Annotated in this window: 21 protein-coding genes and 1 pseudogene; all 22 read right to left on the minus strand. The window is 28.6% G+C overall.

Going from position 1 to position 20,833, the window contains the following annotated elements:
• On the minus strand, positions 1-997 hold a 997-nt coding region (locus tag A500_RS14745; protein ID WP_157453672.1), incomplete at its 3' end, for a BglG family transcription antiterminator.
• Positions 998-1,026: 29 nt separating this feature from the next.
• A complete protein-coding gene (locus A500_RS19635; RefSeq protein WP_051993172.1) occupies positions 1,027-1,455 on the minus strand; it encodes a BglG family transcription antiterminator in 429 nt (142 codons plus the stop codon).
• Between the two features lie 218 nt (positions 1,456-1,673).
• Entirely contained in the window at positions 1,674-2,177 is a 504-nt protein-coding gene (locus A500_RS14750) for a hypothetical protein (RefSeq protein WP_016208366.1), read from the minus strand.
• 81 nt (positions 2,178-2,258) lie between these two features.
• Positions 2,259-3,101, minus strand: coding sequence for a Cof-type HAD-IIB family hydrolase (locus tag A500_RS14755; protein ID WP_016208367.1), 843 nt, complete (start codon positions 3,099-3,101; stop codon positions 2,259-2,261).
• 77 nt (positions 3,102-3,178) lie between these two features.
• The gene (dgoD, locus tag A500_RS14760; RefSeq protein WP_016208368.1) at positions 3,179-4,324 is read right to left on the minus strand and encodes a galactonate dehydratase; all 1,146 of its coding nucleotides are present in this window, start codon (positions 4,322-4,324) and stop codon (positions 3,179-3,181) included.
• A gap of 31 nt (positions 4,325-4,355) precedes the next feature.
• A complete protein-coding gene (locus A500_RS14765; RefSeq protein ID WP_016208369.1) occupies positions 4,356-5,744 on the minus strand; it encodes a PTS galactitol transporter subunit IIC in 1,389 nt (462 codons plus the stop codon).
• Positions 5,745-5,776: 32 nt separating this feature from the next.
• Positions 5,777-6,058 (minus strand): PTS sugar transporter subunit IIB, encoded by a 282-nt coding sequence (locus tag A500_RS14770; RefSeq protein ID WP_016208370.1) that lies wholly within the window; start codon positions 6,056-6,058, stop codon positions 5,777-5,779.
• 64 nt (positions 6,059-6,122) lie between these two features.
• Positions 6,123-6,569, minus strand: a complete 447-nt coding sequence (locus tag A500_RS14775) for a PTS sugar transporter subunit IIA (RefSeq protein ID WP_016208371.1) — start codon at positions 6,567-6,569, stop codon at positions 6,123-6,125.
• Between the two features lie 11 nt (positions 6,570-6,580).
• On the minus strand, positions 6,581-7,192 hold the full coding sequence (locus A500_RS14780) for a bifunctional 4-hydroxy-2-oxoglutarate aldolase/2-dehydro-3-deoxy-phosphogluconate aldolase (RefSeq protein WP_016208372.1): 612 nt from the start codon (positions 7,190-7,192) through the stop codon (positions 6,581-6,583).
• A gap of 86 nt (positions 7,193-7,278) precedes the next feature.
• Positions 7,279-7,872 (minus strand): PTS sugar transporter subunit IIA, encoded by a 594-nt coding sequence (locus tag A500_RS21400; RefSeq protein WP_242835142.1) that lies wholly within the window; start codon positions 7,870-7,872, stop codon positions 7,279-7,281.
• A gap of 14 nt (positions 7,873-7,886) precedes the next feature.
• The gene (locus A500_RS14785; protein WP_242835143.1) at positions 7,887-10,121 is read right to left on the minus strand and encodes a sigma-54-dependent transcriptional regulator; all 2,235 of its coding nucleotides are present in this window, start codon (positions 10,119-10,121) and stop codon (positions 7,887-7,889) included.
• Between the two features lie 335 nt (positions 10,122-10,456).
• Positions 10,457-10,959, minus strand: a pseudogene (locus A500_RS14790) (GNAT family N-acetyltransferase).
• A gap of 226 nt (positions 10,960-11,185) precedes the next feature.
• Positions 11,186-11,581, minus strand: coding sequence for a PfkB family carbohydrate kinase (locus tag A500_RS21405; RefSeq protein WP_242835144.1), 396 nt, complete (start codon positions 11,579-11,581; stop codon positions 11,186-11,188).
• A gap of 20 nt (positions 11,582-11,601) precedes the next feature.
• Positions 11,602-12,189, minus strand: coding sequence for a sugar kinase (locus tag A500_RS21410; protein ID WP_242835145.1), 588 nt, complete (start codon positions 12,187-12,189; stop codon positions 11,602-11,604).
• Position 12,190: 1 nt separating this feature from the next.
• Entirely contained in the window at positions 12,191-12,838 is a 648-nt protein-coding gene (locus A500_RS14800; protein ID WP_016208374.1) for a bifunctional 2-keto-4-hydroxyglutarate aldolase/2-keto-3-deoxy-6-phosphogluconate aldolase, read from the minus strand.
• 297 nt (positions 12,839-13,135) lie between these two features.
• Positions 13,136-14,851, minus strand: coding sequence for a dihydroxy-acid dehydratase (ilvD, locus tag A500_RS14805; protein WP_016208375.1), 1,716 nt, complete (start codon positions 14,849-14,851; stop codon positions 13,136-13,138).
• A gap of 93 nt (positions 14,852-14,944) precedes the next feature.
• Positions 14,945-16,279, minus strand: coding sequence for a 6-phospho-alpha-glucosidase (locus A500_RS14810; protein WP_016208376.1), 1,335 nt, complete (start codon positions 16,277-16,279; stop codon positions 14,945-14,947).
• Between the two features lie 192 nt (positions 16,280-16,471).
• Entirely contained in the window at positions 16,472-17,014 is a 543-nt protein-coding gene (gene hxlB, locus A500_RS14815) for a 6-phospho-3-hexuloisomerase (protein WP_016208377.1), read from the minus strand.
• Positions 17,011-17,631: an orotidine 5'-phosphate decarboxylase / HUMPS family protein gene (locus tag A500_RS14820; protein WP_016208378.1), complete on the minus strand. Its 621-nt coding sequence runs from the start codon at positions 17,629-17,631 to the stop codon at positions 17,011-17,013. Before A500_RS14820 ends, hxlB begins: the two co-directional genes overlap by 4 nt.
• Before the next feature lie 88 nt (positions 17,632-17,719).
• Complete coding sequence (locus tag A500_RS14825; protein ID WP_016208379.1) at positions 17,720-19,318, minus strand: PTS transporter subunit EIIC; 1,599 nt, start codon at positions 19,316-19,318, stop codon at positions 17,720-17,722.
• A 120-nt stretch (positions 19,319-19,438) separates the two neighbouring features.
• Positions 19,439-20,200: a MurR/RpiR family transcriptional regulator gene (locus A500_RS14830; RefSeq protein ID WP_016208380.1), complete on the minus strand. Its 762-nt coding sequence runs from the start codon at positions 20,198-20,200 to the stop codon at positions 19,439-19,441.
• Positions 20,201-20,266: 66 nt separating this feature from the next.
• On the minus strand, positions 20,267-20,728 hold the full coding sequence (locus A500_RS14835; protein WP_016208381.1) for a YdeI/OmpD-associated family protein: 462 nt from the start codon (positions 20,726-20,728) through the stop codon (positions 20,267-20,269).
• Positions 20,729-20,833: the final 105 nt, after the last annotated feature.

The raw sequence follows: 20,833 nt of genomic DNA on the forward strand, positions 1-20,833 counted from the left end.
TTTTTTTTCTTTCTATTCCAAGTCTATCAAGATTAATATAATCTTGTTCTGATAATAATGGATTAACAACTACATATTCTTTTTTATTTAATATATTTAATTTCGTTGTGGATATAATACAATCAATATTTTCCCAATTATTATAAGTAATTAATTTATAAATCGGAATTGTATCTATTATATTTATTTGATATTCATTTAATAATGTTTCCTTTAATATTGTTGTTGTTCCATACCCATGCCCACAAACTAACAATACCTTTTTATTTAGTGATTTTGTCAGCCTTTTAATACTTGCAATAAAATGTATTGTCAAATAAGTTATTTCGTCATAATTTTTAATGTACTTTAAAGTATCTATTTCTTTAATTACCTTCATAACTGCTTCAAATACTTCCATATCTTTTTCTGAAAGAATTGAAAATACTTCATCACAAATATTTATTCTACTACTAACCCTCTTAATTAAGGGAACAATATGATTTAATAGCCCATCAACTAATATAGTGTCTTTATTAAAATCAATATTCATTTCATTTGACATAGATGCAATTAAATTTGAAACAATAGTTTCTATATAAATTAAATCTATATCCCCATCTAAACCAGCATCCTTATTTATATAGTTCAATAAGCGAATAAGTACTTTTTGCTTTTTATCCTCTATCTTCATATTTATAATTTTTTCTAATCCTGTTATAAATTCATGATAACTATCACAACTATAGTTGCTAATGGTTAGTTCTAATGGATTTTCTTTTCCTTTCAATATAAACCAAATAACAACAAATATATTTGATACGTACCACTTATATGAATCATCTGTTAATATACAATTCATACTTTCAAGTAACTCATCAATCCATTTTATTACACCCTTTAAAACTACTCCCAAAAAAGCTTTTTCTATAATTTTAACAGTATAAGATTCAAAGGCATTTAAATTTGAGTCATCTTCTTTTAATAAATGTACATATTTCTTAAATTCATTATTCATTAAGGCTACTCTATTGTTTTTAAGTCCATCTAAAAAAAATGATCTGTATAACTGATTTTGATTTTTTTATCACTTAACTTATCTTCAAGAAAACTCATATCATTTTTGATTGTTGATCTAGATACTTGAAAATCAAAGCTTAGCTTATTAATTTTAAGACTCCTATTATCTGTTAATAGAATTAGTAAGATTAAAGAAACTCGTTCCTCTTGAGAGTATATAAAATCGTTTTCCTTAGTTAAAGTAGATATGTCAATATCTCTAGGAAATATTATTATACCTTTAGATTGTTTTTCTATTAAGGGCATTTTGTTCAATTCTAATAAATCATTAATTCTATCTATATCATACCTTATATGCCTCTCCTTAATGTCTAACTCAGCGGATATTTCCTTATAAGTAGTCATATTGTTAATTTGTAAATATTCAATTAACTTTAATATTCGTCCACTTAACACTTTTTTCCTCCCTTATTACTCCCTCTTACAATATTAATGATACATAAAATATATCTTTAATATAAGCTAGAAGTTTTGTAACTTTTTTTTCATATTTTATAGTAGTTAATAATTGTAATTCTTTTTACACTAATTATACAAGATTAATTATACATCACTTTACATTAGGTGTAATAATTTGTAAAAAAAATAAGAGAGGCATATAAATCTTTCCTCTCTTACCTGTGACTCAAATCAACAGCACTAACAGTAATTATTGATGAAATAAAAATTAATAGTGCCGCCCAATAAGCTTTTCTTGCTATAGATATTCTATTTTGATCCCCACTTGATATAGCCCGTTGTAATGCTCTATCGGCAATATCAAAAAATATTCCCGAAGCATAAGTAAACATAACGATGGTTATGGTTAAAAAATTACTTGTATCAATGTAATTTTCACTTTCATTTGTGTTATATAATGTATCTCTTGTTGTAGCTCTAGCACTATATAAACGATATAGGTTTAGAAGATCTGCTAATATTATGACTTTAGTTGCATCTATTGATTGTTCTAAAACATTTAAGTTATATAATAACTCCTCTGGAGTTTCTGTACCTTCTTCTTCCTCTGATATAAAACCCAAATCCTCTTCAAAGTCTATTTCAACACTATTTTCGTCGGTATTTTCTATATTTTTATTTTGCAAATTATCTTCTTTGTATCTTTTTTTAGGTTTCAATTTTCTACCTCTAAGGACTAATTGCTTATATTATAAAATATACATTTTAAAGATATCAGATACAATTAATTAATGTTTATTTTATATATTTGAATCTTCTAAAATTAATGTTTTAATGGCCTTAGCTACTCCACTATTATTATTATCTTCAGTAATATAATTTGCTATGGCTTTTACATTTTCCATTCCATTTTTCATGGCAACTGCAATTCCTGCTCTTTTTAACATTTCTATATCATTGCCACCATCACCTATACACATAACTTCTTTAATATCTACCCCTAAGCCCTTTGCTAGTTCTTCTACAGCTTTACCTTTAGATATTCCTTTGCTATTTATCTCACAATAGTGATATTCTGCACTAGATATTTCAAATTCATTTGTTTCTTCTAATATTTTCCTAACTCTTTTTACTTCATTTAAATCATCTTTATTTATGCAAATTGCTTTAACTATCTTATATTGATTATCCTTTTTTAAATTTTCAAAGGGATAATTTTCTATTATATTTACTTTATATTTATCCTCTAAGTCATTATTTATTGCTTTATAACTATATGTATCAGGAATACTTTTTTCAGATATTATTTCATTTTCTGTATTTAGATATATATCTACATTATAATCTTTTGTTAACTCTTTTAATCTTAAAATTTCTTCATAACTTAATGTCTTAAAATTTAAAACTCCATTTTCCTTAAGTATTATTGCTCCATTAGATGCAATTACTTTAATTTTATTACCTAATACTTCTTTTATATGATCTACAAATTTATAAATTCTTCCTGTTGCTATACATATATTAATTCCAAGGCTACTAGCCTTTTTTATAGTTTCTATATTTTCTTTAGTTATTGTTTTTTCATCTGTTAAAAGTGTTCCATCTAAGTCTATACAAACTAATTTATATTTTAATTCCTTCATTTTTTCTCTCCCCCAAATTATATATAAATAAATAATCTGTATGAACCAATAGATTCATACAGATTATTATTTTTATTTTACCATTCTGCTATTGTACCATCATAGTTTTTCCAACTTGGATTAGTCCAATATAATCCTTCTGCAGAAACTTTTTCAACTAACTCTTCATCTATTTCTATACCTAAACCTGGTTTAGTTGGTATATCTAAGAATCCATCTTTGTATTGGAATATTTCTTTATTTTTAACGAAGTCAAGTAAATCAAATCCTTTATTATAGTGGATTCCTAAGCTTTGTTCTTGAATAAATACATTTGGTGTACAAACATCTAATTGTAATGTAGCTGCTAATGCTATTGGACCATATGGTGCATGAGGTGCAACTGCAATATCAAATGCTTCAGCCATTGCTGCAATTTTTCTAGTTTCTAATATTCCACCGCAAAGTGCTATATCTGGTTGTATTATATCAATAGCTCCGTCTTTTATAATATTTTTAAATTGCCATCTAGTATATAATCTTTCTCCTGTTGCAAGAGGTGTAGAAACATGATTAGCAACTTCTCTAAAAGCTTCTTCATTTTCTGGAAGAACAACTTCTTCTAAGAACATTAGCTTATATGGCTCTAATTCTTTTGCTAATACTTTTGCCATTGGTTTATGAACACGTCCATGGAAGTCTACTCCAATGCTTAAATCAAATCCAACCGCATCTCTTATTGCTTTTACTCTATCAACAACTTCTTGAACTTTTGTAAATGAATCTATATAGTGAAGTTCTTCTGTAGCGTTCATCTTTATTGCTTTAAAGCCCCTATCTCTTCTATCGATAGCTTCTTTTACAACATCAGATGGTCTATCTCCGCCGATCCATGAATAAACCATTATTCTATCTCTTGCAGCTCCTCCTAGTAATTCATATATAGGAACATTTAATGCTTTTCCTTTTATATCCCATAGAGCCATTTCTATTCCTGAAACTATAGTTCCATTAATAGGGCCTCCTCTAAAGAATGATCTGTGAAGTTCTTGCCAAATTCTTTCTATTTCAAAAGGATTTCTTCCTATTATTCTTTTACCTAGTTCGTAAGCTCCTGCTACTACTGTATCTGTTTTTGTTCCAGATATCATTTCACCCCAACCTTCTATTCCTTCGTCAGTTGAAATTTTTATAAATATCCATCTTGGTTTTACAGTATACACTTTAATACCTGTTATTTTCATTACAAAGTCTCCTTCTACTACTAAATTTTCATTAAGCGCTTTGCTCCATATTACCATTATCTTCTGAATTTTTCTTAGCATCCTTCTTTGGTTTGATAACATCCATATAATACCATATCACTGCAAATACTACTATTAATACTGGTATAGATATTGTTGGAGCTACTGTAAATGCTATAAATACTAAGAAACTTTGAGTTAAACTTGTTGCTGCAAATGATGATATTAATGCACCTGCTGCTAAGCTTAAATCTATTCCTACATGTGAAGCTAAATCTGTTAATACTGGTGCTGTAGCTGTTCCTGCTAGTAATATTGCTGCAGTTGTGCATAATCCAATTACAACATTCTTAAATAAGTTACCTCTAGTTAATGCAACTACAAGAGCAACTCTAAAAGGTACAACTGCTAAGTCAGCAAAAGGTAACATTCTGTTTCCTGGAAGTACTACTGCTAATAATATTGTTAAAGGAATTACTATTAATGAAGTAGTTATAACATCAGGATTACCTGAAACAACTGCTGCATCTAGACCTATAAATAAATCTCTTCCCTTAAATCTCTTCTTTGCAAATTTCTTTGCTCCTTCAGATATTGGCATTAAACCTTCCATAAATAATGATGTCATCTTAGGTATAAGAACTAGAACTGCTGACATATTTACAGCAACGTTTGCTATTTGAGTAAAATCATATCCTGCTAAGAATCCTATAATTCCACCTAGAATTAATCCCATTATTATTGGTTCTCCAAAGAATCCTAAATACTTTTTAGCATCCTTTAATGAGAAGTTTATCTTATTTACTCCTGGTATTTTATCTAATATCCAGTTAAGAGGTACTGCTACTAATAGTGATGATAATGCTGAAACTGTTGGCAATGATACTCCTGGTAAGCCAAAATAATCTTCAACCATAGGTGCTGACCAGTCTGATAATTTGAATGTTATAATTGCCATCACTATACTTGCACCAACGCCTAAGAATATATTGTTTGTTACGAAATATGTCATAACTCCAACTATAGCCATATGATGGTAATTCCATATATCAACATCTAAAGTATTAGTTTTCTTTAAAATTAACATTATTATATTAATTGCTAAAATTGCAAATATTAAAATTGGTATAATTGGTGATGCCCATGTTACTGCTGCTATTGTTCCCCAGCCTACATCTAGTACATCTAAGCTAAAGCCCCATCTTTCAACCATTGCTTTTGCTGCTGGTCCAAGACTTCCTGATAAAAGGTTAATTACAAGTTTGATACCTGCAAATCCGATACCAACCGTTAAACCTGATCTAAATGCCTTTGCTGGTTTAACTCCAAAAACAAGACCTACTAATAATATTATTACTGGTAAAAGCACTGTTGGACCTGCATTTAAAAATGTCTGGAATACGTTATAAATAATTTCCATAGTTAATCCTCCTCATTTAAAAGATATGCTATTTATTTTTTAGCGTAATTTAATATTTCTTCTAAAGTTTCTTCTTCTCCAATACCTGTTAATAAAGACATTGCTGATACTACTGGTATTTTTGCACTATCTCCACCGTATTTTCCTGTTGTTACTAATATATCGAAATCATCTACTTTACTATCTATTTCTAATAATTTACATTGAGTAACTGATACTGCTACTCCGTTTTCTTCACATATTTCTCTAATCTTTGTTGCTACCACTGTTGATGTTGCTATTCCATTTCCGCAAGCTACTAATATTCTTTTCATTTTACATTCCTCCAATTTAATTAATTTTCTTATGTAGTTGTATTTAAATTTAACTTTTTAATTTTTAATTTAAGTAATTGTTTATTACTTCTAATAATGATTCATCAGATTTAGCTTCTATAATTTTCTTTAAATCTTCTGCATTTTGAATTAAACTTATAATTTTTTGTAGCATTTCTATATGACCATGTGGTTCATTTAATGCTAGCATAATAACAATTTGTACATCCAATGTTATACTTGGGTCATCCATTGCTTGAAAATCTACTGGATTATTAAGTACTCCCATTGCTATTGCTGATTCGTTTACTAAAGTATGATCGCAATGTGGTATTGCTATTTTTATAGTAGCAGGTAATCCTGTTGGATATTCTACTTCTCTTTTTAATATAGCTTCCTTATATCCTTCTTTAGCAAATCCTTCTTCTTTTAGCTTATCTGCTAAGAAGCTTAAAACTTCACTGCTATTACCGAAATTTAAATCCCTATAAACTAAAGTACTGTGACTCATAATTCTTCCTCCTACTGTATCTCTTTCTCTAATTCCTTTAATGTATTTACTAATGCTTCTATATTTTTTGAGTCTACATCCTCTTTATTAAAAAGACTTGATCCAATTCCCAAATAGTCAGCTCCATTTTGTAAAAATTCTTTAGCATTATGTACCGACACTCCACCAACAGCCATTATGTTTATATTTCCTAAAGGAGCTTTTATATCTTTTATATAGCTACTTCCACAGGCTTTTGCTGGAAATACTTTCACTATATCTGCTCCATTTTCATAACACCACCATACTTCGGTTGGAGACATTGCTCCTATTACTGATTTAACATTATGTTTTTTGCATTCATCAATAACTTCTTTTGAAACAACTATTGGTGTTAATATAAATTCTGCTCCTGCTTTTATAGCATTTTTAGCATCTTCTATATTTTTTACTGTTCCTGCACCTATACTAATTCTATCTCCATATTCTTTAGAGATTTTTTCTATAGTTTCAAGTGCACCTTCTGTATTTAATGTAATTTCTACTGCTCTAATACTTGATTGAACTAAAGCCTCCATAACAGTTTTTGTTTGTTCATAGCTGTAACCTCTTAAGATAACAGTCACTTTAGAAAAATCCTTCATCTTTTTCCCCCCTTTGATTTTTGTCTTGCCCTATATTAAAGCAATTTTCGTGCCAAGTCTTTGTGGCTAATTTTGTATATGTGATTTTATAGTAAAACATCTATTATCTCTTCCTTTGTAGTACTAGATTTTATCTTGTGTAATACTTCTTGTTCCATAATTATTTTATATAATTGTTCAAAATATTTTTTAGAATCATCCTTTAATGCTATAAGAAAAATTAAATCTACTTCATAATTAGCACTCCATGTTATCCTTTTGTCTAGTTTTGTAATTAATATGGTTGGCTTTGTAACAAATTCTGAATCTCCATGAGGAATTGCTATTCCTCCTTTTAAATATGTATCTCCAAGCATTTCTCTTTTAAATACACTTAGTAAAAATTCTTCCTTTACGTAACCACCATTAATAAGTTTTTTAACCATATCATCTAAGGCTTCATCCTTATATTTATATTGTTCATTAACAAAAACAACATCCTTGTTAATAATTTCAGATAATTTGTTTTCTTCTTTATCTGCAATTATATTATTAAGTTTTTTAACTCCTGAACCTTTCATTAATTCTTCTAAAGATATAAATGGAATATTCCTAAATTCAGGATTTATTGTTCCTACTATTGCTTCAATTTTTTTATTTTTTGCTATTTTAGACAAAGCTATGTTTATATCTTCATCCATAAAACCTATTGATATTATTTCAATATCTTTTTTTCTAAATGTATTTTATTTTTTACATATTCTTTTATCTTTAAGGCAGATCCTTTCCCTGTTATACATAACGTAACTATTACTCTTGATAAATTGTTATCTTCTGTATTGTATTGACTAACTCCATATCCTTTGGAATCATTTTCTAAGTCATGTACTATTTCTTCTAAAGATTGATCTGTTAAAGCTGATTTTCTTACTGCTTCTAAAACCATTAAAGTATCTACTCTACCCATTACCCTAGTTTCAATACCTGTCCTTGCCGTAATTATATCTCCAAAGGTAACTAAAGATCCCATGTCTACTAAGATTATACATCCTTTTCCTTCATCACTTTCTTTAACTACTTTTATAGCTTTATCAAGCATTATATCTGGAGAATCCCTAAAATCCATGTCTAGTCCTACTGCATGCTCAACTCCTAAAAATTTATTTGCAACTTCAGCCATTGCTGATGCCACTCTCCCGTGAGTCATTACTATAACAGCCACCTTACCTTCTTCACTTTTAGATTCCCTTCTATAATTTTTTAAATACATGGTAATAAAGCCTATTTCATCTTCAGGTATATCTATATCTAGTCTTTCTTTTACAATTTGGCACATTTTTCTTGCCACATTAAATTCCATATCATATTTTTTCTTTATAATATCAATTTTTGGATTTATTATTTCTTTACCATTATGTATTCTTTCATAAGTAGAATTTAAATGAACTGCTAAAGGGTATATTATATCTGCCTGCAGCCCTGGAAGCTCTTTCTTTGCAAGTTTCACCATGGTTTTTACAGTTTCAAGACTTTTAACTCCTACTAGATTCATTAATTCATCAGTATTAACAACTGTATAATTAATAGCTTTTGCTCCTCTAATAAGTTCAAGCTCAACTTGTTGGCTTAATATTTTTGATATTTCTTCATCACTATATCCAACAAATTTAAGTTCTGATTGTCTTTTTTCTATAAACTTATATATATTTGTATTTTTATTGCTTTCAACTTTTTCCTCACTAACACCTTTTACACCTTTTTGAGATATATAAATATCTTCCACCACAAATTTTTCTATATCTAAGTTATTAATTTTAACCCTCCTACTTTGTTCTTTTATATAATCAGGTAAATGCCTTTCATTTATGTAAAGTCTTTTATCATCTTTTATTTTATGTTCTAGAAAGCTTATTGCACAAGCAACTTGAATATCACTTTTTAATTGTCCAATATTACCTTGGCATTCATATTTCATAAGTTCTTCTATTACCTTTTTAGATACCAGCATATCTTTTTTAATTCTATAACTTTCTTCAAAAAATACCTGATTAATTAATTCAAACCTTTCTTCAAATGGTCTATCTTTTATTGGTGGTATTTCAATAACCATAGGTATTCTTCTTCTAAATGTTAATAAAAGGGAACTTTCAACATTTTCAGTAGTAGCAGCAATTATCATTACATTACTTCTTCTTACTGTTTCACTTTCACCTAACCTTCTAAATGTTCCTCTATCTAATATGCTGAATAATATTTCCTGCCCTTCAGAAGGTAATCTATGAATTTCATCTAAAAATAGGATACCTCCATCACAAGCTTCAACTATACCTATTTTATTATCAGTAGCTCCTGTATAAGCTCCCTTAACGCTACCAAATAATTGTGATAATAAAAGCTGAGGATTATCTGCATAATCAGCACAGTTAAAAACTATATATTTAGCATCTTCTGAAAAATTACTTGTACTCTTTGCAAAGTCATACATGGCATCAGCTAAATAACTTTTACCAACTCCAGAAGGTCCTAAAATTAAAACATGTAATCCATGAGGAGGATAACTAACCGCTGCCTTTGCTTGTTCAACTTGTAGCTTAAGACTTCCATCATATCCTACTACTTTTTTGAAGAAATTATTTTCTTCTTTGCTATTTTTAACTTCTTCTTCATTACTTTCTTTTAATTTATTACCTAATATTTCATTATTTGTTATTTCATTATTTAAAGTTTCATTAAAATACTTTTCATCTATATTTGATAAAATTTCTTTTTTTATATTTGCAGCTGCATATCTTTCTATTTTATATCCCTTTTCCTTTAAGGCTTCTGCTAATGATCTGTCAGATATACTTTTATTATTCCTTAAAATATCTATTGCATCATTTTTTATATAATCTAATCTCCTACTTCTTGAATTTCCTATATTATTTTTCTTTCTATATTCCGTTACCACCTCTCTTAATATATTTAATTTAGCTGCTATTTCTTCATCAGTTAAAGGATTTTTTCATCTTCTGATTTCAATATATCTTTTATCATTTTTCCTATATCCATAATCACTATCCCCCATTAAAATTTAAAAATTAGTTAATACTATGTTAATCATTGTTCAATTTTATAAATAATTTAAAATCCAAATAACTTTTATGCAAAATACTTATAGCAACATTAATATTTTTTTAGAATGTTGTTTTGTTGTAAAACTAGTATTTGCAATAATAAAATTATTAATACAACATGAAAAAAGAAGTCTAATCTAAAAAGATAAACTTCTCATTTCAGCTTTAATTAAATCACTTTTTCAAACGCAATTCTTTTTGCTTTATCTTCTAGATAAATAACTCCACAATATTTAAAATTATTTTTCTCTAACAATTTTTGCATAACCAAGTTTTTTTCATGTGTATCTATTTTATATTTTCTATACCTTTGTCTATACAAATTTTTTCTATATTCTTTATTATTTCTGTTCCTATTCCCTTGATATTACATTTCTTAGATGCAGCTATTCTATGAATAACAGCATATTCATTATTAGATATCCATTTACCGTCATAAATTAAATCATATGTTTCTTCTCCATCAAAAGATAATGCTACAGTTCCTATAATTTTATTATCATCTTCCAATACATAACTATGTTGATTTTCTATATCCCTTAGTATAACTTCTTCATTAGGATATCCCTGCTGCCACTGATCAATTTTACTTTCCTTTAGAAACTCCTTAGCCTCATTTATTATTTCTATTATGTACTTTAAATCATCTTTTTTTGACTTTCTTAACTTCATTTTTTATCCTTTCTAAAAATACATATATTACAACTTCTATACAAAATTTATTAACTAGTATTATACAGTAGATTATCCTTTCTGTAATTATTAATAAAGTAAATTTCAAGAATTTATTAAATTAATAAAAAAGACTATATCTTACTCTTAAAATAAGATATAGCTCTTTCTTCAATCTTTATAATATTACTTTAATTTATTACCTAATTGTTAATTGAACAAAATATTATCTAGATATTTTCCCCACGCCATAGTCTACTAAATTTTCCACGTCTTCTACACTTGCTAAATTCGCATCTCCATAAATTGTATGTTTTAATACAGATGCTGAAACTGCAAATTCACAAATATATTCTGGAGTTTTTTTATTTACTATACCATAAATCACTCCAGCAGTTAATGCATCTCCTCCGCCTACTCTATCAACTATATCATCTATTGTATGGATCTTTGATGAAAATAAAGTTTTATCAGTATAATAATTACATTGCAGCATATTTACTGATGATGATTTTATTTCTCTAAAGGATGAAAAAATATGCTTTATATTAGGATACTTTTTAGAAATCTCATCATAATAATACTTTAGCTTTTCATATTTATCTTCTAAATTACATTCCATATTTAAAATATTTTCTGCATCTAAGATCCCACCAGAAAAATATTAACATATGGTAATACTTTTTCAGTAACTTGACTTGCTTCCTCTAGACTCCACATTTTTGCCCTATAATTTGAATCATAACTAACTAAAATATTATTTTCTCTACAGTATTCTAATATCTTAAAAGTTAATTTTCTTGTTTTTTCAGCAATAGCTAGGGTTATTCCTGAAAAGTGGAATATATCAACATCTTTTAATGCTTCTTCAATTGAAAAATCATCTTCTGAAATATAGCTGAAGGCCGAATCAAGTCTATCATATATAACTTTTGAACTTCGGTTACCACTACCTGCTTCTAAAAAATATATAGGTGTTCTCTTATTTTCCCTACTTATAAATCTTGTATCCACATTTTTTGATTTTAAGTATATAAGCATTGCTTCTCCTAAGCTATCACTTGAAATTTTTGTAATTAACCTCGTATCTACCTTAAAATTTGCTAACGAAATTAATACATTAGCTTCTCCACCACCGTAGTTTACATTAAATTCATTTGAATTTGATATTAATACTCCTTTTTTAGTAGCTAATCTTAGTAATATCTCTCCTAATCCAGCAACTTTCATATTAAATACCTCTTGCTTTATTAAATTTTTCTATATATTGTTTACAAATCAATTCTATTTCATCAAATTTTCCTGCTTCACCAAGCTTATTTAATTCTCCACCAATCCCTACTATTGCAGCTCCGGCTTTTACCCATTTATCTATATTTTCTAAATTCACTCCACCTGTTACCATTATGTTTGCATATGGAAGTGGTGCCTTTACTGAACTTATATATCCTTGTCCAAAAGCATTTCCTGGGAATAATTTAATAACATCTACTCCACTTTCATAAGCTGTTACTATTTCATTTATTGTCATTACTCCTGGTATATAAGGAATATTGTATCTATTACAAAGCGTTGCAGTATCTTTATTAAAGGATGGAGAAACTATATATTGTGCTCCCGCTAATATTGCCATTCTTGCAGTTTCTGCATCTAAGACTGTTCCAGCTCCAATTACAACATCGGCATCTTTAGAATACTTTTCTGAAAGTTCCCTTATTATTTCATTAGCAAATTTATTTGTATAGGTTACTTCTATTGCTTTTACACTTCCATTAATACAACTTTCTGATATTTTAACTCCAATTTCTTTTGTGGTACCTCTAACTACAGCCACTACTCCACAACTTTTTAAAGCTTCTAAAACTCTTAATCTAAACATACTACATTCTCCTATAAATTTTATATAATATTTTTACAAATAATTTTTATGTGTTTTCATGTACTTTCTAATAAAAATAATGAAAAATTAGTACTTAAGAATTATAGGGGTTGTCGCATATACAGCCCAATTAAGAATAATAATCAAAAATAATTTATTTTTGAAAACTCCTAAGAGAGTTTTTTATTAATTTTAATTTTCATTCTTAATTTTTCATTGTGCGACAGCACCATATATATTCTAAGTTTTGCAAAGCAAAACCTCATTACTTTTTCACTATTCACTCTTCATTATTAACTACTCCATATATCCGCCCTTCATTGGTGAAACGGCTCTATCTGAATATAATTTTAATATTCCTGATTCATATTTATTTTCTCTAGGTTTCCAAGATTCTTTACGCTTCTTTAATATGCTATCTATTTCATCTAAATATAGTCTTTCTCCCTTTACACCTACTATTTGAAGAATTCTATTTTCTATATCAATTTCAATTAAATCATTTTCTTCAACTAAAGCTATAGGACCGCCTTCTGCTGCTTCTGGTGAAACATGCCCTATAGCTGGGCCCCTTGATGCGCCTGAAAATCTTCCGTCTGTTATAAGTGCAATACTTGATGATAATTCTTCATCTGATGAAATTGCTTCTGTTGTATAGAACATTTCTGGCATTCCGCTTCCCTTTGGACCTTCATATCTAATAAATACAGCATCACCAGGTTTTATTTTTTTAGATAATACTGCTTCAATTGCTTCTTCTTCACTATCAAATGGTCTTGCTTTTAAAATTGCCTTATGCATTTCCTTTGGTACAGCTGAATGTTTAACAACAGCTCCTTCTGGTGCTATATTACCTTTTAATATAGCAATAGCTCCATTTTTGCCTATTGGATCTTTATATGGTTTTATAATATCTTCTTTCTTTAAACCTGTTTCTTTTAAATATTCATTACATTTTTCATAAAATCCATTTTTCTTTAAATCTTCTAAGTTTTCTCCTAGAGTTTTTCCTGTAACAGTCATTACATCTAAATGTAATAAATCTTTAACTTCCTCCATTACTGCTGGAACTCCACCTGCATAATAGAAATATTCAGCTGGCCACTTACCTGTTGGACGAATATTTAATAAATATGGTGCATATCTATGTATTCTATCAAAGCTTTCTGCATCTATATCTACTCCAAACTCATGAGCTATAGCTGGAATATGAAGCAGGGAATTAGTTGATCCTGAAATAGCTGCATGTATTATTATTGCATTTTCAAAGGATTTAACTGTAACTATATCTCTTGCTTTTAAGTTTTTCTTAGCTAATTCAATAATTTGTTTTCCTGCTTCTATTGCAACATTTTCTAAATCCTCGCATGTTGCCGGCATAACTGCACTTCCAGGTAACATTAACCCTAATGCTTCTGCCATTATTTGCATTGTTGCCGCAGTTCCCATAAATGAACATGAACCAGCTGATGGACATGCGTTGTTTTTATAGTAAGTTAATTCTTCATCTGTAATTTCTCCACGTCTTTCCATAGCACTATAAGTCCCTATTTGCTCTAATGTTAAAAGATTTGGACCTGCCTTCATTACTCCACCAGTAACAACAATGGATGGTATATTAATTCTTCCAATTGCCATTAAATGTGCTGGTACTCCTTTATCGCAGCTAGTGATAAATACTCCTCCATCAAAAGGTGTTGCATTAGCATGAATTTCTATAAGTGATGCTATAGTATCTCTAGATACTAATGAATAATTTATTCCATCATGACCTTGTGCCATTCCATCACATATATCTGTTGCAAAAAATCTAGATGCCCTTCCTCCTTTATCAGCAACTCCCATAGCTGCATTATTAGCAAATTTCAATAAGTGCACACTTCCTGGATGACTATCTCCAAATGTACTTTCAATTATTATTTGAGGTTTAGCTAATTCTTCTGATGTATATCCCATACCCCTACGAAGTGGATCCATTTCTGGAGCAATTTTTCTAATATCTTGACTAATCATATTATCCTCCCTATTTTATATTCTATTATTTAAACATAGCTCGGATAATGGAATATCCATCATCCGAGCTTATAAACTTTACTTTATACTCTATTATTTAAGTTCTGGCCAATAGCCTTTATTTGCTTCAATTAAATCATCTAAGATTTCTTTGGCTACTTTTGCACTTGGTATAGTCTTAGATAAAGTAAGGGCCTGCCATAACTTCTGATAACTTCCTTCTATCCAGCCTTCAACAACTAATTTTTCTACTGCAACTTGTTGTTCCATTAATCCCTTTTGGAATCTTGGAATAGTTCCTTGAACTAAAGCTTCTGGACCATTACTTCCAACTATACATGGAACTTCCACCATAGCTGTTGGATCAAAGTTTTCTATTGCTCCTTTATTTTCAACTATTAATAACATTCTTTCGTGTGTATTATATGCAATTGCTCTTGCTAAGTCAACTATAAATGAAGCATGAGCATCTATATGGAATTCTCCACCCTTTGCAGTTCCAGCTTTAACTATTTCTCTTGCTGCATCAAATACATTCTTTTCTCTTCCATTCATTACTTCATTAGCTCTTGTAAATTCTTTATTAGAATGTTCTACAACATAATCTGGATATAAATAATATTTTAAATAAGTGTTTGGTAAGAAGTTTGGATCTAAAGCTATTAAGTCCTTTGCCTTCTTATGAGTTTCCTGCCAGCTTGGTTCTGTATGCTGAGTGTCTACTTCTACTTGATTTAAATATCCATTTTCTGAAACATAAGATATTAACTTAGGCATTAAGTCGTTTCCTGCTTTATCTCTAACACTAGTCCACCAGCCAAAGTGATTTAATCCAAAATAGCTAACTTCTAAATCTGCTGGAGTTAATCCAACTATTTGAGACATACGACGTAATGTTCCAACTGGCATATCACAAATATTTAATACCTTTGATTTTGGTTTTAATACACGGCAAGCTTCTGCAACTATTGCTGCTGGGTTAGAATAATTTAGCATCCAACAATCTGGAGAGTATTTTTCCATAAGATCTATTAATTCCATCATTCCACCTATAGAGCGCATTCCATAAGCTATTCCTCCTGGTCCACATGTTTCTTGACCTACAACCCCATATTTTAGCGGAATTTTTTCATCTTTTTCACGCATTTCATATTTTCCAACACGAATATGTGCCATACAAAAATCTACATCTGTAAATGCTTCTTCTGGATCTGTTGTATATGAAAATTCTATATCAGGTGCATTTTCCTTTAATAATATTTCTAATGCTTCACCTATTACTTCTTGACGTTCTTTATCATTATCATATAATTTTAATTTACGTAATGGAAAACGATCTACATTATCTAGAAGCATCATTACAATACCTGGTGTAAATGTACTTCCTCCTCCTGCTATCACTACAGAAAACTTTTTATTCTTATCCATAAAATTAGCCACCTTTCCTATTACAGTTTATAAAATTCAATTATTATATTTATTTAAATTTTATTTTGTTTTTGTTACTTACAAGCACATTATAGACCAGTAAATACTTATGGTAAACAGTTTCTATACTCAAAGAAACATGTTACCTTAGGTTGTAACATGTTCTCAAAATATTTGAATATTCTTAACTCTCTACTCTATATTTACATGATTATTTAACACTTCAATATTTGATAAATTATCTCTTTTACTTAATAAAAGACATATCCAATCTAAAACTATATGAGTAGCTTGATCAAATAATGAGCTTAATAACTGAATAGACCCTTGGTCTCCATCCGATTTAACCTTTCCTGGTACCTCTAAAATAACGTCTGCAATTTCAGCTAAAGGAGATTTCCTTTTACTTGTAACCACAATCACCTTAAGGCCTAACTCTTTTGCTGCTCTTGCATTACTCAATGTGTTTTTTGTAGTTCCAGATCCAGATATAGCAATATATATATTATCTTCTTTTAAGACAGGAGTAATGGTTTCCCCTAAAACATACGACTTATATCCTATATGCATTAATCTCATTGCAAAACCTTTCGCCTGAAAACCACTTCTTCCTTCTCCATCTACAAATATAGAGTTATCCCTTTTTAAAGTATTTATTATTTTATATATTTCGTCTTCATTAACTTTTAAAACAACATCATTAACTTCTTTTAATATTTCTTTTATTATACTCATATAAATTCTCCCTTAAACTTCTTTATTTCATCCCTTGGATTTTCTTTTGATGTAATTGCTGATCCTACAACTACTATATCAATATTATAATTTTTAAATACCTCAATACTTTCTAATTTAACTCCACCTGATACTGCAATATGTTTAATATGTGGAAATTCCTTATTGAATTTTTCTAACTCATTTATAAAACTTCCCTTATTTTTCTTATCAGTAGATGTATGTATGCAATAAATGGCATCTTTGAAATTAGATATTTCTCTTATTTTATATTCGGAACACTCCAACAAATCAATCATAATACCTTTGTTATATTTTTTAGAAACCTCATAACACTTTTCTATAGTTTCTAATGATGAGTTTCCCATTACTGTTAAAATATCAAATCCACACTTATAGCCCATTTCAAATTCATAAGCACCTTCATCAATTGTCTTTATATCACCTAAAATTAACGATTTATTTTTATTTAGATTTATTTTACTTAAAATTAAAAGTCCATAATCTTTTATTAAAGAAGTTCCTATTTCAATAATATCTGCCAATCCATCAAATTCATTTACTAACTTTAAAGCTTCTTCAATAGTCACTCTATCAATTGCTACTTGTAATCTCATTTTTTCTTTCCTTCTTACAAAATAAATATATTCAATTTATATATATTCAAATAGGAGTGACTAATTCAGCCACTCCTTATATTATATTTTAGTTTGATTCTATTCCAAGATATTCATCTACGCTTTTTCTTACACCTGTAACTCTCAATCCATAGATAACTTGAACATTCTCACCTTTAATTACAACACCATTTGCTGCTGTTTCGTTTTTTAATAAAGCTTCATTTACTAATGAAGAATCTTTTACTATTAATCTTAATCTAGTGAAGCAATTATCTACTTTTACTATATTATCTACACCACCAAGTCCTTCAACTATAACTGGTGCTAAATTTGCTTCTCCTGATGCTTTAGTATCTACTGACTCTTTGTTTGATGTAGCCTTTGCCTTATAATCACTCTTTGTATAAAGCTTAGTTTCGCCTTCTTCTTCTCTTCCTGGAGTTTTAAGTTTAAACTTAGTTATTACAAATCTAAATATTAAATAATATACTATGAATTGACCTATACCAACTAATATATACATTGGCCAACCTGTTTTTTCTATTCCAAGTGGAAGGTTATATAATAAGAAATCTATTAATCCATTTGGACCTATTGCTGTAACTCCTAAAAGATTTAATATTACCATTCCAAGTCCACTTAATACAGCATGAATTCCAAACAATACTGGTGCTACGAACATGAATGAAAATTCAATTGGTTCCGTAACTCCTGCTAAAATAGATGTAACTGCTGCTGGAATTAAAATTGCTTTGATCTTAGTTTTGTTTTGTGGTAATGCTGTATGATACATTGCTAAACATGCACCTATTAAACCAAACATCTTTGAAAGTCCTCTAGCATCCCAAATTACTGATGCTGAAAGTTTAGCTATTGTTGGATCAGCCATTTCTGCAAAGTATATGTTTCTAGCTCCTTCAAAAACTTGACCACCAACTTCAGCAACTCCTCCTAATGAACTATATAAGAATGGAGTATAAACTAAGTGATGTAAACCTGTTGGAATTAATAATCTTTCTAATGTACCATATGTGAATATACCAAAGTTTCCTGAATTTTTTATAAATTCTCCAAGGTTATTTATTCCACCTTGTACTACTGGCCATATATAACTACATACTATTGCTAAAAGAACAGTTACTGGTATTAATATAATAAATACTAGTCTTGAGCCTCCATATATTTGAAATGCTCCATCAAATTCTTTTTCGCTAAATTTATTATGAAAATATGCTACAACTATACCTAATATAATTCCTAAGAAAACTCCCATATCAAGTATTTGTACACCTAATACAGTTGTTTGACCGCTTCCTCTTAATGCATCAGCTGGTGCTAGTTTTCCGTTTAAATTTAAAAATATATTCATTGCATTTATAAATACTAAAAATACTAATAATGATGTGAAACCTGCTTCTGCTTTTTTCTTTTTAGCAAGTCCTACTGCCAAGCCTACACAAAATATAATACCTAAATTTGTTAATACAGAAACTAATGAGCCTGACAACATTTTTCCTAATCCAAATACAAGATTATTCTTTAGAAATGGTAAGTACTCCGCTAATTTAGCATTAGTTAGAATATTACCTATTGCAATTATTATACCTGCTATTGGTAATATTAAAACAGGTACAAACATTCCTTTAGAAAAGTTTTGTAGTTGATTCATTATCTTTTCTTTCATTTTCTTTACCTCCATATATTTTTTCTAGAAACCATTTACATTTTTCATTATAATAAGTGTTCTATTATCTGTATATAGATTTTGTCCTCAAAAAAACGTGTTACCCAATTAGATAACACGTTACTTAGAATTGCTATTTTTTCTCTTATAGTATTCGTATATCAATAGTTCTACTAATACCAATACCTTTGGAAAGAATGTATTAGGCATTAGATTTCTGTCGTCTAACTTATTGGCATCATCTATCTTTAAACTTACATCAGCAAGTTTGCTTATACTATTTTCAATTTCATTTGTAAAAGATATAACTTTTATACCATGTTCCTTTCCTGTTTTTACCTTATTCAAAACCATAGGTGTTTCTCCTGATTTTGATATGACTATAATTGCACTTATAAAATCTAAATTATTTTCAAAAACACCTATTGAATCTGTTCCATTTGATAATATACATCTTTTGCCCATTACTAATAGTTTCTTATTTATATAGTCTGCTACAATTCCTGAAAATCCATTCGCATAAATAAATATGAATTTGTTACTATCATCAAATAATATATCTACAAATTCATTAATTGCTTCTTTACTATTTCCTTCAAGTAAACTCTCCATATTTAAACTATCTAAAAAACCTCTTTCATTTAAGGTATCTTCAAATTCATTTTTTGTTAATGCAGCTAAATTATATTGCATTTCTAAGAATCCAGAATAGCCAAGCTTTTTAGAAAGTCTCATGATAGTTGATGTTGAAGTAAAATTATTTTTAGCAATACCTCTGACGCCTAATTTATTAACTTGATCTATATTGTCTAATATATAATTTAAAACTTTTATTTCAATTTCAGTAAGTCCCTTATTTTCAATAAGTTTAGATAAATCCATTCTTTCCTCCATCTCAATTTATATTCCTATAATATTGAATCTTTAATACTATACTCTTATTAAGTTTTATATTTTTATATTATTTTCTAATTTTTCTATAGCTTCATTCATTCTCTTTATTTTAGTTTCCTCTTTTTTAGCTGAAGTTATCATTTGAAAATATTTTCTTTTTTGAGAATAAGATAAAGCTTCATAAAATTTATATGCTTTTTTATTCGCTTCAAGTTTTTCTTTAAATTCCTCAGGCAACTCTATAATTCTTTCTTCTTTATCTTCTTCTAATTCCACACTTATAATATCTCCATAAGTTTTATTAATCTTATTTCTTATCTCTTTTGTTATACCAATTATGTAACATGGTAATCCCATTTTTACTACTGATCCTATATATTCTACGTTATTGAATTTAGCTTTAACCTTAATTCTTTTGGCTCCAAATTCCTTTTCAATATCTATTGGAACTTCTATATATGATGCATCTTTATTTTCTATTTTCTTTATTTCAGCTTTGAATGTGTACACTTTCATCTTTTTCCTCCAATATCAAGTTTTATATTTAAATATTCTTATAATTATTAATTATATTTTATTAATTCCTAAAAGTATTTTAATTTTAACATAATATTAGAGAAT

Source organism: Clostridium sartagoforme AAU1, assembly GCF_000401215.1.
Taxonomy (GTDB): domain Bacteria; phylum Bacillota; class Clostridia; order Clostridiales; family Clostridiaceae; genus Clostridium; species Clostridium sartagoforme.